Here is a 15,512-nt window from a genome sequence, read left to right as displayed (position 1 = left end):
GATGTCGCCGTCGAGCTGCCGGGGGCGGGTCACCTTCGTCGGTTGCCGAAGATGCCGCGCACGATGTCTCGGACCATCGCCTGGCCCGAGCGCGAGCCGAGGAACTCGGTGACGACGTTGCCGCCGCCAGACCTCGAGGAGCCGCCGGAGCGCCCTGCGGAGCCCCCCGCGCGGTTGCGCTTGGCCTCCTGCTCGAGGCGCTTCGCCTCCTCTTCCGCTGCCGTTCGCGCTGCGTCGTCCTGCTCGGCCTTCTGCGCCGACTGGAGCTTCGCCTGCAGGATCTCGAAGGCGCTCTCGCGGTCGACGGCCTGCCCGTACTTCGGCAGCAGCGGAGAGGCCTGCACGGCGCGCTGGATCTCGGCCTCCGGCGTCGGATCCATCGAGCCCTGGGGCGCGCGCAGGCGCGTCCAGGCGACGGGCGTCGGCGCGCCCTTCTCGTTCATGACCGTCACGATCGCCTCGCCGATGCCGAGGCTCGTGAGCACCTCTCCGAGGTCGTAGTCGCTCTTGGGATAGGTGCGCACCGTCGCCCGCAGCGCCTTCTCGGCGTCAGGGGTGTGCGCCCGCAGCTGGTGCTGCACGCGCGAGCCGAGCTGTGCGAGCACGTCGTCGGGCACGTCCTTGGGCGTCTGGGTCACGAAGAAGATGCCGACGCCCTTCGAGCGGATGAGCCGCACGGTCTGCACGATCGCCCCGAGGAAGTCCTTCGACGCATCCTTGAACAGCAGGTGCGCCTCGTCGAAGAAGAACACCAGCTTGGGCTTGTCGACGTCGCCGACCTCCGGCAGATCCTCGAACAGGTCGGCCAGCAGCCACATGAGGAAGGTCGAGAAGAGCGCCGGCTGGTCGGCGACGCCCGGCACCTCGAGCAGGCTGATGACGCCGCGCCCGTCCTGCGTCGTGCGCAGGAACTCACGGGTGTCGATGTCCGGCTCGCCGAAGAACACATCCGCGCCCTGCTCGCTGAACGCCGTGATCTCGCGCAGGATGACGCCGGCGGTCTGCGACGAGATGCCGCCGAGCCGCCGCAGATCCTCCTTGCCCTCATCGCTCGTGAGCCACAGCAGCAGCTCGCGGAGGTCCTTGAGGTCGACGAGCGGCAGCTGCTGGGCGTCGGCGTACGCGTAGACGATGCCGAGGCTCGACTCCTGGGTGTCGTTGAGCCCGAGCACCTTCGCCAGCAGCGTCGGACCGAAGTCGAGCACCGTCGCTCGGATCGGGACGCCGTTGCCGACGCCGCCGAGCGCGAAGTACTCGACCGGCGCTGCACGAGGCTCCCACGGCTGGCCGATGCCTGCAGTGCGCGCGAGCAGCTTGTCGTCGGATGCGCCTGCCGTCGCGACGCCGGAGAGGTCGCCCTTGATGTCGGCCGCGAAGACCGGCACGCCCGCAGCGGAGAGCTGCTCCGCGAGCACCTGCAGCGTCTTGGTCTTGCCGGTGCCGGTCGCCCCCGCGATGAGGCCGTGGCGGTTCACCATCGACAGCGGGATGCGCACCTGCGTCTCGGAGTCGGGCTCGCCATTGACGAGCGCGCCCATCTCCAGGGCGGTGCCGTCGAAGGCGTAGCCGGTGCGGATGGCGGCGACGGCGTCGGCGCCGAGTGGCCCGGCGAGGTCGCGCTCCTCGACCGGTGCGCCCGGCTCGGCGGGCTGCTCGGGGTCGAGGGGGGTGGGCGCCGAGACCGGTGCCTCCTCGAAGCTCTCCGCGACGGGCGGGGCCTGCTCAGGCGTCTCCTCGTCGGCGGGGCTCGGCGGGGCGTCCACCTTCGCCCGCTCCGCACCGGCGTGCAGCTCTGCCAGCCTCGCCTCCGCTTCGAGCTGCGCCTGCCTGGCCGCCTCGAGTTCTGCCTGGGCCTTCGCGAGCTCGTCCGTCATGGCGCCATCCTTGCACGCTGGAGCTCAGAGCAGCGGCCCTTTCGGGCCGCTGCCGCGACGCCAGTGCCGATGCCCGTCTCGGGCAGCGGTCCGCGCTGAGGCTTGGAGCAGAGGCCCTTTCGTGCCTCTGCCGCGACGCCGGCATCACTCGATCGGCGGCACGGTCCTCGGTCGTACGACGAACCAGAGCGAGCAGGCCGCCAGCACGCCGCAGATGAGCATGATCGAGCCCATCGGGATCGCGTTCGAGATCGTGAACAGCCCGACGATCGGGCTGACGAGGCCGGCGATCGACATGTTGAGCGCGCCCAGCAGGGACGCCGCCGTGCCCGCCTCGCGCGGATGGCTCGCGAGCGCCAGCGTCTGCACGCACGGCATCGACAGCCCGAACGCGAAGGCGAACACCACCAGCGGTGGCACCATGCCTGCGACGCCGAGCCCGGCGGCGTCGAGCACGATGATGCCGGATGCCGAGAGCACGAGCAGCGCGGTGGAGACCGCCAGCACCCACTGCGGGCCGAAGCGATTGGCCGCGCGGCCAGCGGTCTGCGTCCCGATGAGCACGCCCACCGAGCAGATCGCGAAGATCAGGCCGAACTCGCCTGGGGTGAAGCCGTAGACCTGCTGCAGCAGCAGGGACGCCGTGGAGATGTAGGCGAACATGCCGCCGAAGATGCTCGCGCCGATGACAGCGACGCCGATGAAGACGCGGTCGGTCAGCACCGCCCGATAGCGCTGGCCGAGCGTGGAGTGGCCGGACGAGTGCCGCAGGTGCGGCGGCAGCGTCTCGCGCAGGAACACCAGCTGCAGCACGATCACGAGCACCGCATAGCCCGCCAGGATCCAGAAGAGGCCGCGCCAGTGCAGGAACCCGACCAGCCAGGAGCCGAGCACGGGCGCAGCGATCGGTGCGATGCCGATCACGAGCGCCAGCCGTGACAGCGCCGTGGTCAGCTGCTTGCCGCCGAACAGGTCGCGCACCATGGCCATCGCGACCACCGTGCCCGCGGCGGCACCGAAGCCCTGCACGACGCGCATGAGCATGAGCGTCACGATGTCGGGCGCCATCGCGACGGCGACGCTCGCGAGCACGTGCACGCTCGTGGCGATCAGCAGCGGCCTGCGGCGGCCGATCCGGTCGGAGAGCGGCCCCACCACGAGCTGCCCGAACGCGAATCCCAGGGTCGTGGCCGACAGCGTCAGCTGCACGGCCGCATCCGACGTTCCGAAGTCGGCCTTCAACGCGGGGAAGGCCGGCAGGTAGAGGTCGATGGTGAACGGCCCGAGCCCGGCGAGCAGGCCGAGCACGATCAGCGTCGAGACGCGGTGGCGCCTGCTGAACTCGGCTCCGGGGGCGGCGCTCACCCCTGGGCGAGTGCGAGGGGCACGTCGACGCGCGATGCGACGCGCTCCTCGCCGGTCGTCGCGTCGTGCTCGAAGACCACGCTGCCGTCGATCAGCACCGTGCGCGGGCGCGCCATCGGGTCCATCCAGTCGCCGCTCCACACCACGATGTCGGCGCGCTTGCCGACCTCGAGCGAGCCGACCTGCTCGGCGACGCCCAGCACCTTCGCCGGGTTGATGGTGATGGCGCGCAGCGCCGTCTCGCGGTCGAGGCCCTCGCGCACGGCGAGGGATGCCTGGTGCACGAGGAACGAGATCGGGATCACCGGGTGGTCGGTGATGATCGAGATCTCGACGCCCGCCCTGGCGAGCTTGCCGGGATTGGCGATCGACCGGCCGCGCAGCTCCATCTTCGACTTGGTGGTGAAGAGCGGACCGATCAGCACCGGCACGCCGCGCTCGGCGAGCAGGTCTGCGACGAGGTGCGCCTCGGTGCCATGGTCGATGACGAGGTCGTAGCCGAACTCGGCCTGGATGCGCAGGGCCGTCACGATGTCGTCGGCGCGGTGGGCGTGCTGGCGCCACGGGATCTCGCGATTCAGGACCTTGCCGAGCGCCTCGAGCGTGAGGTCGACCTCGTGGCGCTTGTCGTTGTCGGGGTCTGCGTGGCGGCGCTGGTAGTTCTGCGCGGCGACGAAGGCGTCGCGAATGATCTTCGCCGTGCCGAGGCGGGTCGAGGGCGTGACCTTCTTGTCGCCGTAGACGCGCTTGGGGTTCTCGCCGAGGGCGCTCTTCACGCCGGCGGGCTCGCGCAGCACCATGTGGTCGACGATGCGCCCGTGTGTGTGGAGCGTGGTGGCCTGGCCGCCGATCGGGTTGCCGGAGCCGGGGTTGACGTTGACGGTCGTCACGCCGCCCGCGAGCGCCAGATCGAAGCCCTCGTCGAAGGGGTCGATCGCGTCGAGCGTGCGCACGCCGGCGGTGTTGGGGTTGGTCATCTCGTTCGTGTCGCTCGCGCCGGCCCCGTCGCCCTCGGGGTGCACGCCGAGGTGCACGTGCGCGTCGACGAGGCCGGGCGTCACCTGCGCTCCCTCGACATCGAGCACGGTGGCGTCGGCGGGCACGGCCACGTCGGTGCCCAGCTCGGCGATGCGGCCGTCGCGCACGAGGATCGTGCCCTCGAACTCGTCACCCACGACAGGGACGACACGGGCGTTGACGATGGCGATCAGCATGGGTCCTCTTCCTGTCAGACAGCGGCACTCCAGCCTACGCCTGGTTAGCCCGACGAACGACCCAGCGGCACGATCAGGCGAGCGCTGCCTCGAGGTGCGCGACCGTGTCGCGCCAGCCGAGCTCGTAGTCGGCGACCCCCGCCGCATCCGTCACATGCTCGATCGTGACGCGCGTGCCGTCGGCCTCCTCGGTGAAGGTCACCGTGACCGTGTCGACGGCCTCGCCCACGGAGCCGCCGTCGATCCAGCGCCAGCTGAAGACGAGCCGCTCGAGCGGCAGGACCTCGAGGTACTCCCCCGTCACGCCGAAGCCCGCATCGACGTTCTCGAACCGGTAGGCGCCACCGACCCGCGCGTCAGCACGGATGGTCGTGCCGGGCACCTGCCGCCACCACCAGCGGGCGAGGCGATCCTGCTCGGTCCATGCCGCCCACGCCAGCTCGCGGGATGCCTGAACGTGCTGCGAGAGCTCGATGGTGGTCTCCGTCATGGCTGCTCCTCCTGCAGGTGGTCGGCGAAGTCGCTGAGGCGAGCACGCCACATCGCGCGCATGCCTGTCGCCCAGTCGGCGAGCAGGTCGAGCCCGCCAGCTTCGAGCGTGACGATCGCCTGCCTGCCGACCCTGCGCTTGCGGGCGAGGCCGGCGGCCTCGAGCACCCGCACGTGCTTGTCGATGGCCGGCAGCGTGATGCCGAGCACCTCGGCGAGCTCGCTCATGGTCGCCGGACCCTCGGCGAGGCGGCCGACGAGCCGCCGGCGCGGCGCCGAGGCGATCGCGTGCGCGACGCCGTCGACCGTTGACTTCACCATGTGGTGAAGTGTAGGCGGATGCGGGGCTCGGCCACAAGGGTGGCCGTGCCTTCGATCGGGCACAGCGCAGCACCAGCCGCCACTGCGGGCTCGCGCCCCGCTCAGCCCGATCGAACGCTCGGGCACCGGATTCGCACGGCAGGCCGAGGCCGCACCGCCTGCGACTCCGCGCCATCACGCACTCCGTGCGGAGCTGCGCTGCTGCTCGTGCGCGAGAGCATCCGGAACCTTGCGCAAACGCCGTCCGCAATCTTCAGCGGCACCGCCCAGGATCAGAGCATCCGGATGGCCGCTGCAGATGGAGCGCACATGACGATCACGCGTCAGCCTCGACAGGCATCTCGCCAGCGCGCGCTCGAGACGCGCCGGCCGATCCGCCCGATGCAGCTGGCGGGTGGGCTCGCCGCGCTGCTCGGCGGCGGATTCGCACTGCTGACAGAGGACTCCTTCGCGCGCCGCCTGCCGCTGTCGCCCCAGCTCGAGACCCTGGCCGAGTCCTCGACGGCGGCGCAGCTGCCGCCCATGCTGCTGCTGGTCGCCGCGCTGCTGCTGGCCGTCGCGCTCGGCACCCGCGCAGGCTCGAAGGGCGCCGTCCTGGCCGGCATGACGCTGCTGATCGTGCACGGCCTCAGCTGGCTGGACGCCGCGCAGCAGCAGCCGATCGTCGACGCGGCGCTCGGCCTCTACCTCTGGCCCGGCATCGGCTTCGCCGCGGCGTGCGTGATCGCCGCCTCCTGGCCGGTGCAGGGCTTCGATCGCTGGTCGTGGTTCCTGGTCGCGGGCGGGCAGCTGCTGACCCTGGCTGCAGGCACCGCCGACATCGCTGCGCTCGCCGATGCGATGAGGATCGCCTTGCCGCTGGGCCTGCTGCTGGCCGGCTTGGGGCACACCGTCAGCGGCATCTTCGGCACCAGGATGCAGACGCCCTGAGGCCCCTCAGTCGTCGAGCAGCTCCTCGAGCCGCGTCAGCGTGTCCTGCCAGCCGTCACGCATGTTCTCGAGCTCGTCGAGCGGGCCGGTGAGCGTGACGCGCACGTGCGTGCCGTCCCCGAGCTCGGAGAAGTCGACCACCACGAGATCCTCGCGGCGCTCCCCGTCCTCGTAGCCACTCATCCAGTCCCAGCTGAGCACCATCCGCTTGCCCTCGTCGAGCTGGAGGTATCGCCCCTGCACGCCGACGCCGCCGCTCGACGCAGTGAAGCGGTACAGGCCGTCGTCCCGCGCGTCCACGTCGTAGCTGGCGTCGTCGAACATCGGCCACCACCACTGCTCGAGGCCGTCGACCGTCGTCCACAGCTGCCACACCGCATCCGCCGACGCCATGACGAAGCCCTCGACCGAGGTGCGCTCCACCTCTTCCGGGATCTCGATGCGCTCGCTCATGCCGCAACGCTATCCGTGCGCGATGCGCCCCGCACTATCGTTGTGGCGTCCGGCGATCAGCGCCCACGACGAGAGGCCCTCCCATGTCTGCCCTCCCCGACGCCGCCGCCGCGACCCGCTCAGAGCGGCTCGACCGGCTCCCCTTCACGCGCAAGCACGGCCGCCTGCTCGGCACCGCCGGCATCGGGTGGGCGCTCGACGCCATGGACGTCGGGCTCATCTCCTTCGTCATCGCCGCACTCGCGCAGCAGTGGCAGCTGACGAGCATCGAGACCAGCTGGATCGCCTCGATCGGCTTCGTCGGCATGGCGATCGGCGCGACCGTCGGCGGACTGCTCGCCGACCGCATCGGCCGCCGCAGCGTCTTCGCGCTCACGCTGCTCGTCTACGGCATCGCGACCGGCGCATCCGCCCTCGTCGGCTCGATCGCAGCGCTGCTGGTGCTGCGCTTCGTGGTGGGGCTCGGCCTGGGCGCCGAGCTTCCGGTGGCCTCGACCCTCATCAGCGAGTTCGCGCCCAAGCGGATCCGCGGCCGCGTGGTCGTCTGGCTCGAGGCGTTCTGGGCGGTGGGCTGGATCGCCGCCGCCGTGATCGGCACCTTCGTCGTCGGCACCTCAGACGACGGCTGGCGCTGGGGTCTCGCGATCGGCATGGCGCCCGCGATCTTCTCGATCGTGGTGCGCTGGGGCATGCCGGAGTCGGTGCGGTACCTGATGAGCAAGGGTCGCGTCTCGGAGGCCGAGCGCACCGTGCGCTCGTTCGAGGAGGCCGCCGGCGTGCCCGCACCAGAGACCGCGTCGTCGGATGCGGCGGTGCCGGCGCCGACGGGGCCCCGGGTCTCGATCTGGTCGCCAGCGCTCCGCCGCCGTACCCTCGCGCTCTGGACGGTCTGGTTCTGCATCAACTTCTCGTACTACGGCGCCTTCATCTGGATCCCGTCGCTGCTGGTCGCCCAGGGCTTCGATCTCGTGCGGTCGTTCGAGTTCACGCTCATCATCACCGTGGCGCAGCTGCCCGGCTACGCGCTCTCCGCGTTCCTGATCGAGAAGTGGGGCAGGCGGCCGACGCTCACCGTGTTCCTCGTCGGCTCCGCGCTCGCGGCTGCCTGGTACGGCACCGCCTCGACCGAGGCGATGATCATCGCGGCAGGCTGCGCGCTCTCGTTCTGCAACCTCGGCGCCTGGGGCGCGCTCTATGCCATCGGGCCGGAGCTCTACCCGACGAACGTGCGCGGCACCGGCACAGGCGCGGCCGCCGGCTTCGGCCGCATCGCGTCGATCCTCGCGCCGCTCGCGGTGCCCTTCCTGATCGCCGGCGGTGGCTCGGTCCTGCTGTTCGGCGTCTTCGCAGCAGCCTTCGCGATCGCCGCCGTCGCGGCATGGACGCTTCCCGAGCAGCGGGGCAAGCCGCTCGACTAGCACCCGCCGCCATGGCTGCCGTCGCCGCCCTCCGCACAACGCAAGCCCGAAGGGCGAGCGCAGCGGCATCGACGCCGCGATGCGGTGGCGGGCCGCGATCGGGCTCGCGCGGGCTTGCGTTGTGCGAGCGGCGGCTCAGGGCTTGAGCGAGTCGAGCGCCTGACGCAGATCCGCCACCAGGTCGGCGGCGTCCTCAAGGCCCACCGAGAGCCGCAGCAGGTCCTCCGGCACGGCGAGCTCTGTGCCCTTGACGGATGCGTGCGTCATCTCCGAGGGGTAGCAGACGAGCGACTCGATGCCGCCGAGCGACTCCGCCAGCTGGAACAGTCGCGTGCGCCCCACCAGCTCGTGCACAGCGGGCACACCGCCCGCGAGCTGGATCGAGACCATGCCTCCGAAGCCGCGCATCTGCCGCCCGGCCAGCGCGTGCTGCGGGTGGTCGGGCAGGCCCGGATAGTGCACGGCGGTGATCGCCGGGTGGCCGACGAGCGACTCCGCGACCGCCTGCGCATTGGTGCAGTGCCGCTCGACTCGCACGGCGAGCGTCTTGAGCGAGCGGGTGGTGAGCCAGGCGTCGAACGGGCTGTTCACGGCGCCCACCGCGAACTGCTGGAACCCGACTCGCTCGGCGAGCGCCGCATCCGCCGTCACCACGGCACCGCCGACGAGGTCGGAGTGCCCGCCGATGTACTTGGTGGTGGAGTGCACGACCACGTCGGCACCGAGCGTGAGCGGCTGCTGCAGGTAGGGCGTCGCGAAGGTGTTGTCGGCGACGACGATCGCACCGGCCGCGTGGCCGATCTCGACGAGCCCCGGGATGTCGGCCACCTTCATGAGGGGATTCGAGGGCGTCTCGACCCACAGGATCTTCGTGTTCGGGCGGATGGCCGCGCGCACGGCGTCGAGGTCGGAGGCGTCAGCCGTCGAGAGCTCGACACCCCACCGCGCGTGGATCTGCGAGACCAGGCGGTGCGTGCCACCGTAGACGTCGTTGCCCATCAGCACGTGGTCGCCGGGCTGCAGCACGGCGCGCAGCAGGGCGTCCTCGCCGGCCAGGCCGGAGCCGAAGGTGAACGCGTGGGTGCCGCCCTCCAGGCTCGCGAGCTGCTGCTGCAGGGCGTCGCGGCTGGGATTGCCGCCGCGCGAGTACTCGTAGCCGTCGCGGAAGCCGCCGACGCCGTCCTGAACGAACGTCGAGCTCATGAAGATCGGCGGGATGACGGCGCCCGTGCGCGGGTCGAAGTGCTGGCCGTCGTGGATCGCCCTGGTGGCGAAGCCGTCCGCGGATGCGCCGGTGGGGTCGGTCATGTCATGCCTCCTTCGACAGGTGGGTGAGCAGGTCGGTGCGCGTGATGACGCCGACCGGCTTGGCGTCCTCGAGCACGAGCATCGCGTCGTGATCCCGCAGTGCCGCGAGCAGCGCATCCACCGACTCCGTGATGCCGATCTGCGGGAGCCTCGGCAGCAGGTGCTTCGAGATGGGGTCGGCGAGCTGCGCGCGCTCGGCGAACACCGCGTCGAGCAGCGAGCGCTCGTCGACGGCGCCGGCGACCTCGCCGACGACGACGGGCGGCTCGGCGGTGAGCACCGGCAGCTGGCTGACGCCGTACTCGCGCATGATCTCGATCGCGTCGTGCACGGTGTCGGTCGGATGCGCGTGCACGAGATCGGGCATGGCCCCGGCAGTGCCGGGCGCGAGCTTGCCGGTCAGCACGTCGCGCACGGTCGTCTCGCTGTCGGGCGCGGCGAAGCCGTAGGAGCGCATCCAGGCGTCGGAGTAGACCTTCTGCAGGTAGCCGCGGCCGGAGTCGGGCAGCAGCACCACGACGACGGCATCGGCGGGCAGCTGCTGCGCGGCACGCAGCGCGGCGACGACGGCCATGCCGCTCGAGCCGCCGACCAGCAGCCCCTCCTCGCGGGCGAGCCTGCGGGTCATGGCGAACGACGCCGCGTCGTTGACGGCAGAGACCACGTCGACGACGCTCGGGTCGTAGTTGCCCGGCCACATGTCCTCGCCGACGCCCTCGACGAGGTAGGGGCGGCCGGTGCCGCCGGAGTAGATGGAGCCCTCGGGGTCGGCGCCGATGACGGTGACGCGGCCCTCGGATGCGCGCTTCAGGAAGCGGGCGGTGCCGGTGATCGTGCCGCCGGTGCCGATGCCTGCGACGAAGTGCGTGAGCAGGCCGTCGGTGTCGCGCCAGATCTCGGGGCCGGTGGTGGCCTCGTGCGCGGCGGGCGCAGCCGGGTTGAAGAACTGGTTGGGCTGGTAGGCGCCCGCGATCTCTTCGGTGAGGCGGTTGGCGACGCCGTAGTAGCTCTCGGGGCTGTCGGGGGCGACGGAGGTCGGGGTGACGACCACCTCGGCCCCATAGGCGCGCAGCGTCGCCAGCTTGTCCTCCGAGACCTTGTCGGGGCAGACGAACACGCAGCGGTAGCCCTTCTGCTGCGCGACGAGCGCGAGGCCGACGCCGGTGTTGCCGCTGGTCGGCTCGACGATCGTGCCGCCAGGGCCGAGCAGGCCCTTGGCCTCGGCGTCGTCGATCATCGCGCTCGCGATGCGGTCCTTCACGGAGCCGCCGGGGTTGAGGTACTCGACCTTGGCGAGCACGGTCGCGGCGATGCCCTCCGTGACCTTCGTCAGCTTCACGAGCGGGGTGTCACCGATCGTGTCGACGATCGACTCTGCGTAGCGCATGGGCCCTCCTGCCTGCCGAACGAGCCTAGCGCCGGGTCGCCGTCGCCTCCCCCGGCGCCCCCGGCGCACAACGCAAGCCTGCAGCGCGGCTCTCGCGCGTTCAGCGGCGACGGTTCCCGCAGCACGCAGCGATTCGTCGCGGGGGCTTGCGTTGTGCACGAGGGGTTCGGGTCAGTGCAGGATGTGGGGGTGGATGCGCGCAGAGAGCTGGTGATCGAGCGGGTGCTGCGCTGCGTCGAGCTGGTGCCCGAGGGGCGCGTCGCCTCCTACGGGGCGATCGCCGCGATCTGCGGCATCGGCCCGCGCGAGGTCGGCTCGATCATGCGGCACTGGTCGGATGGGCTGCCCTGGTGGCGCGTCACCAACCACGCGGGCGACTTCGCCGGCGACCTGCTCGAGCGCGCCCGCCCCCACTGGCGCGAGGAGGGCATCCGCGTCAAGCCCAACGGGCTCGGCTGCCGCTACGCCGACTACGCCGCCGACATGGGCGAGCTCGAGCTGCGGTGGCTCGAGGCGACCCGCGACCTGTCGGGGCCGGAGGCCGACGGCACCGACGACCCTCGCGCATCCGACGCATCCGATCGGCCGCAGACATGACCGACGGGCGGCCCCGTGAGGAAGCCGCCCGTCGGCGATGTGCGGTCGTGCGGTGCTTCCTGCTGCAGGATGCTTCCTGCAGCAGGGTGCCCGCTACTGCTCGGTGAGCGGCGCGAGATCCTCGTTGTCGGCGTAGGCCTCAGCGGCGTTCGTCTGCGTCACGATGACCGGCTCGAGCAGGTTCGCGGGAACCTCCATCGCACCGTTGTCCGAGGTGCCGGTGGTCGTCGGCTCCTCGCCCGCCTGCAGCGCCTGCGCCATCTCGATGGCCGCGGCGACGAGCGCACGCGTGTCCTTGTAGATGGTGGAGTACTGCGCGCCGGCGACGATCGACTGGACCGACTCGACCTCGGAGTCCTGGCCCGTCACGACCGGCACGTCGCGGCCGTCGTTCTGCACCGAGGTGAGGATCGCGCGAGCGAGGTTGTCGTTCGGCGACAGCACGCCGTGCAGGTCCTGGCCCTGGTACGAGCTCTGCAGGATGGTGTCCATGCGGTTCTGCGCGTTCTCTGCCGCCCAGTCCTCGGTCGCCGTCTGCTGCACCGTGGTCTGGTCGGTGACGACCGTCAGGGTGCCGTCGTCGATCTTCGGCTGCAGCACGCTCATGGCGCCGTCGAAGAAGACAGCCGAGTTGGAGTCGTCAGCCGAGCCCGAGAAGAGCTCGATGTTCCAGGCCTCCTGGTCGCCGTAGCGCTCCGCAAGCCCGTCGAGCAGCGACTGCGCCTGCAGCTCGCCGACGTGGAAGTTGTCGAAGGCGACGTAGAAGTCGACCAGCTCGCTGTTCTGGATCAGGCGGTCGTAGGCGATCACCGTGATGTCGGCGGCGTCGGCGGCCTCGAGCTGGGTCGCCAGCTGGTTGGTGTCCGAGGCGCCCACGATGATGACCTCTGCACCGGCGGAGATCATGCTCTGGATCTGCTGCTGCTGATCACCAACCGAGTTCGACGAGCCGGCGTACTGCACGTTGCCGGTGAAGCCAGCCTCCTCGAGCCCGTTGGTGAACAGGTCGCCGGCCAGCACCCAGTTCTCGCTGGTGCGGTCGGGCAGGGCAACGCCGATCGTGGCGTCAGCGGCGAACCCGGCCTCGGGTGCGGCGCCCTCGCCCTCGGGGTCGGTGCCGGTGTCTGCGCGGCCGCAGCCGGTCAGTGCGACGCTGACGGCGGCGATGCCGGCCAGCGCCACGAAGGTGGACTTCCTCATCAGTACTCCTGTTGTTCGATGGTTGGGATGGGTCAGGATGCGGTGGGCAGGGAGTCCCTGTCGCGCCCACGTGTGAGTCCGCGCTGCAGCAGCGCGATGATCGAGAAGCGGCCCTGCCGCTTGTTGAGCACGTCGATCGCGACGGCGATCAGCAGCACGAGGCCCTTGATGACCTGGATCCAGTCGGAGCCGGTGCCGATCGCGAACAGGCCGTTCGAGAGCACGGCCATGACGAGACCGCCGATGATGCTGCCCGCCACCGTGCCGATGCCACCCGCGACCGCGGCGCCGCCGATGAAGACAGCGGCGATGGCGTCGAGCTCCCAGCCGTTGCCGTCAGCGGGGCCGGCTGCCTGCGAGCGGGCGATCCACATCATGCCCGCGACCGAGGCGAGCACCGACATGTTGGCCATCACGAAGAAGTCGATCCAGCGCGAGCGCACGCCCGAGAGCTCCGCAGCGCGTCGGTTGCCGCCCACGGCGTAGACGTGGCGGCCGAGCGTCGTGCGCTGGGTCAGGAAGCCGTAGCCGAGCACGAAGGCGACGAGCAGGACGCCCGACAGCGGGAAGCTCGTGCCCGGGCGGCCGCTGGCGAACAGCAGCGCGGTGGCGACGATCACGCCGGAGACCAGCGCGAGGCGGGTGATGAGCACCCACATCGGTGCGACGTCGGCGCCGAGCCGCTGGCGGCGCGCGCGGCCGCGCAGCTCGAAGACCACGACCGCGATGATCGCGGCGAGGCCGAGCAGCAGCGTGAGGTTGTTGTACCCGGTGTCTGGCCCGATCTCCGGCAGGTAGCCGGCGAGCGCCTCGACGAAGCCGGGGTCGACGCCGATGCCGCGCGACTGGCCGACGAGCTGGTTGAGCCCGCGGAACATGAGCATGCCCGCGAGCGTCACGATGAACGCCGGCACGCCCACGAAGGCCACCCAGAAGCCCTGCCAGGCGCCGATCAGGAGGCCGAGGCCCAGGCCGATCAGGACGCTGACGCCCCAGGGAAGCCCCCAGTCGTTCATCGAGATCGCGACGACCACGCTCGCGAACGCGGCGACCGAGCCCACCGAGAGGTCGATGTGCCCGGCGATGATCACCATCACCATGCCGATCGCGAGGAGCAGGATGTACGACTGCGACTGCACGAGGTTGATGACGTTGCCCGGCGCCAGCGTGGTGCCGCTCGTGGCGAACTGGAACGCCAGCACGATCACGATGAGCGCGCCCAGGATGCCGAACTCCTTCAGCGAGCCCTGCTTGCCGAAGAGCATGCTGAACTCCGCAAGGAAGCCGCGGCGCTCGTTCACGCGATCGGTCATTCGTGGTCACCCTTCGTCGGCGCCATCCGGCGCATGAGCATCTCCTGGTCGGCATCGGCGGCACGCAGCTCGCCCGTGATGCGACCCTCGAAGATCGTGTAGATGCGGTCTGCCAGGCCGAGCAGCTCTGGCAGCTCGGAGGAGATGAGGATGACGCCCTTGCCGGCGTCTGCCAGCTCGCGCACGATCTGGTAGATCTCGCTCTTGGCGCCGACGTCGATGCCGCGCGTCGGCTCGTCCAGGATCAGCAGGTCGGGGTCGGTGAACATCCACTTCGCCAGCACGACCTTCTGCTGGTTGCCGCCGGAGAGCGTGTCGACGCCCTGCTCGACGCTCGGCGACTTGATGCGCAGCGCCGTGCGGTACTCCTCGGAGACCTGCGACTCCTTGAGCGAGTCGACCACGCCTCTCGGAGCGATCTTCGAGAGCTTCGCAGAGACGATGGAGCGCTTGATGGTGTCGAGCAGGTTGAGGCCGAGCGCCTTGCGATCCTCGCTCACGTAGGCGAGCCCGTGGCCGATCGCGTCAGACACGGAGCGCAGCTTGATCTCCTTGCCGTCCTTGTGGATGGTGCCGCCGAGCCAGGTGCCGTACTGGCGGCCGAAGACGCTCATCGCGAGCTCTGTGCGGCCCGCGCCCATGAGGCCGGCGAAGCCGACGATCTCGCCCCTGCGCACGGTGAAGCTCGAGCTCTTCGCGACCAGTCGCTCTGCGGAGAGCGGATGCTGCACCGTCCAGTCGCGCACCTCGAAGAAGACCTCACCCACGGTGTGGGCGCGCTCGGGGAACCGCTGGCCGAGCGTGCGGCCCACCATCCCTCGGATGATGCGGTCCTCGTCGACGGCGCCGTCGGCGATGTCGAGCGTCTCGATCATCTTGCCGTCGCGGATGATCGTGATGGCGTCGGAGATCTGCTCGATCTCGTTGAGCTTGTGGGAGATCATGATCGACGTCACGCCCTTGGCCTTGAGGCCGACGATGAGGTCGAGCAGGTGCTGCGAGTCAGACTCGTTGAGCGCCGCGGTGGGCTCGTCGAGGATCAGCAGCCTGACGTCCTTCTCGAGCGCCTTGGCGATCTCGACCAGCTGCTGCTTGCCAACGCCGATGTGCTTGATGGGCGTGTCGGGATCCTCGGCGAGGCCGACGCGCGCGAGCAGCTCTGTGGCACGCAGGCGCACGGTGTCCCAGTCGATCGCGATGCCGCGGCGCGGCTCGTTGCCGAGGAAGATGTTCTCGGCGATCGACAGCTCCGGCACGAGCGCGAGCTCCTGATGGATGATGACGATGCCGGCGCGCTCGGACTCGTTGATGCTGCCGAACGCGACGGGCGCGCTCTGGTAGACGATCCGGCCGTCGAAGGTGCCGTGCGGGTAGACCCCGGAGAGCACCTTCATGAGCGTCGACTTGCCTGCGCCGTTCTCGCCGCAGATGGCATGGATCGTGCCCTTGCGCACCTCGATGCTCACGTCGTCGAGGGCACGCACGCCGGGAAACTCCTTCGTGATGTGCTCCATCGACAGGATCACCGGCTCTGCCACCCTTGGCCCCCTCATACGTGCCCGCCGTCGTCGGCGGGATCGCGGATCAACCTACGCGCGCCGGAACGTTGCGTCAAGTCATGAACGCAAGTGTCCAAATCGTTA

Annotated in this window: 14 protein-coding genes; 3 read left to right on the top strand and 11 right to left on the bottom strand. The window is 70.5% G+C overall.

Annotated elements, in window-relative coordinates; all coding sequences use genetic code 11:
• Window positions 1-29: 29 nt before the first annotated feature.
• The 5 genes from MKD51_RS04555 to MKD51_RS04535 all read right to left on the bottom strand — a co-directional run bounded on the left by MKD51_RS04555 (window position 30) and on the right by MKD51_RS04535 (window position 5,263).
• Window positions 30-1,874 (bottom strand): helicase HerA-like domain-containing protein, encoded by a 1,845-nt coding sequence (locus tag MKD51_RS04555; RefSeq protein WP_240238637.1) that lies wholly within the window; start codon window positions 1,872-1,874, stop codon window positions 30-32.
• A gap of 144 nt (window positions 1,875-2,018) precedes the next feature.
• Entirely contained in the window at window positions 2,019-3,239 is a 1,221-nt protein-coding gene (locus MKD51_RS04550; protein ID WP_240238636.1) for a multidrug effflux MFS transporter, read from the bottom strand.
• Window positions 3,236-4,453, bottom strand: coding sequence for an amidohydrolase (locus MKD51_RS04545; RefSeq protein WP_240238634.1), 1,218 nt, complete (start codon window positions 4,451-4,453; stop codon window positions 3,236-3,238). The genes MKD51_RS04550 and MKD51_RS04545 overlap by 4 nt, the downstream gene beginning before the upstream one ends.
• A 73-nt stretch (window positions 4,454-4,526) precedes the next feature.
• Window positions 4,527-4,943 (bottom strand): SRPBCC domain-containing protein, encoded by a 417-nt coding sequence (locus tag MKD51_RS04540; protein ID WP_240238632.1) that lies wholly within the window; start codon window positions 4,941-4,943, stop codon window positions 4,527-4,529.
• A complete protein-coding gene (locus MKD51_RS04535) occupies window positions 4,940-5,263 on the bottom strand; it encodes a metalloregulator ArsR/SmtB family transcription factor (protein ID WP_240238630.1) in 324 nt (107 codons plus the stop codon). The genes MKD51_RS04540 and MKD51_RS04535 overlap by 4 nt, the downstream gene beginning before the upstream one ends.
• A gap of 309 nt (window positions 5,264-5,572) precedes the next feature.
• On the opposite strand from MKD51_RS04535, the gene MKD51_RS04530 reads away from it, so the two are divergent.
• Window positions 5,573-6,193, top strand: a complete 621-nt coding sequence (locus tag MKD51_RS04530) for a hypothetical protein (protein ID WP_240238628.1) — start codon at window positions 5,573-5,575, stop codon at window positions 6,191-6,193.
• A gap of 6 nt (window positions 6,194-6,199) precedes the next feature.
• On the opposite strand, the gene MKD51_RS04525 is transcribed toward MKD51_RS04530, so the two are convergent.
• Window positions 6,200-6,646: an SRPBCC domain-containing protein gene (locus MKD51_RS04525; RefSeq protein WP_240238625.1), complete on the bottom strand. Its 447-nt coding sequence runs from the start codon at window positions 6,644-6,646 to the stop codon at window positions 6,200-6,202.
• A gap of 83 nt (window positions 6,647-6,729) precedes the next feature.
• Between MKD51_RS04525 and MKD51_RS04520 the strand changes: the two genes are divergently transcribed.
• Window positions 6,730-8,064, top strand: coding sequence for an MFS transporter (locus MKD51_RS04520; RefSeq protein WP_240238624.1), 1,335 nt, complete (start codon window positions 6,730-6,732; stop codon window positions 8,062-8,064).
• Between the two features lie 135 nt (window positions 8,065-8,199).
• Here MKD51_RS04520 and MKD51_RS04515 read toward each other — a convergent pair whose 3' ends face one another.
• The gene (locus MKD51_RS04515; protein ID WP_240238622.1) at window positions 8,200-9,372 is read right to left on the bottom strand and encodes a cystathionine gamma-synthase; all 1,173 of its coding nucleotides are present in this window, start codon (window positions 9,370-9,372) and stop codon (window positions 8,200-8,202) included.
• A 1-nt stretch (window position 9,373) separates the two neighbouring features.
• A complete protein-coding gene (locus tag MKD51_RS04510) occupies window positions 9,374-10,759 on the bottom strand; it encodes a cystathionine beta-synthase (protein WP_240238620.1) in 1,386 nt (461 codons plus the stop codon).
• 189 nt (window positions 10,760-10,948) lie between these two features.
• On the opposite strand from MKD51_RS04510, the gene MKD51_RS04505 reads away from it, so the two are divergent.
• On the top strand, window positions 10,949-11,356 hold the full coding sequence (locus MKD51_RS04505; protein WP_240238617.1) for an MGMT family protein: 408 nt from the start codon (window positions 10,949-10,951) through the stop codon (window positions 11,354-11,356).
• A gap of 93 nt (window positions 11,357-11,449) precedes the next feature.
• Here the strand turns inward: MKD51_RS04505 and MKD51_RS04500 are convergent, their stop codons facing one another.
• The 3 genes from MKD51_RS04500 to mmsA are packed head-to-tail and all read right to left on the bottom strand — an operon-like array spanning window position 11,450 to window position 15,383.
• Window positions 11,450-12,556, bottom strand: coding sequence for a sugar-binding protein (locus MKD51_RS04500; protein ID WP_240238616.1), 1,107 nt, complete (start codon window positions 12,554-12,556; stop codon window positions 11,450-11,452).
• A 32-nt stretch (window positions 12,557-12,588) separates the two neighbouring features.
• Entirely contained in the window at window positions 12,589-13,869 is a 1,281-nt protein-coding gene (gene mmsB / locus MKD51_RS04495) for a multiple monosaccharide ABC transporter permease (protein WP_240238614.1), read from the bottom strand.
• Window positions 13,866-15,383 carry a multiple monosaccharide ABC transporter ATP-binding protein gene (gene mmsA, locus MKD51_RS04490; protein ID WP_240240822.1) on the bottom strand — a complete coding sequence of 506 codons (1,518 nt, stop codon included), beginning with the start codon at window positions 15,381-15,383 and terminating at the stop codon, window positions 13,866-13,868. The genes mmsB and mmsA overlap by 4 nt, the downstream gene beginning before the upstream one ends.
• Window positions 15,384-15,512: the final 129 nt, after the last annotated feature.

Origin of the sequence: Agrococcus sp. ARC_14, assembly GCF_022436485.1 — a bacterium.
Lineage (GTDB): Bacteria > Actinomycetota > Actinomycetes > Actinomycetales > Microbacteriaceae > Agrococcus.
Note: the sequence above shows the minus strand (reverse complement) of the source record. Positions and strands in the feature narration are given on the sequence as shown.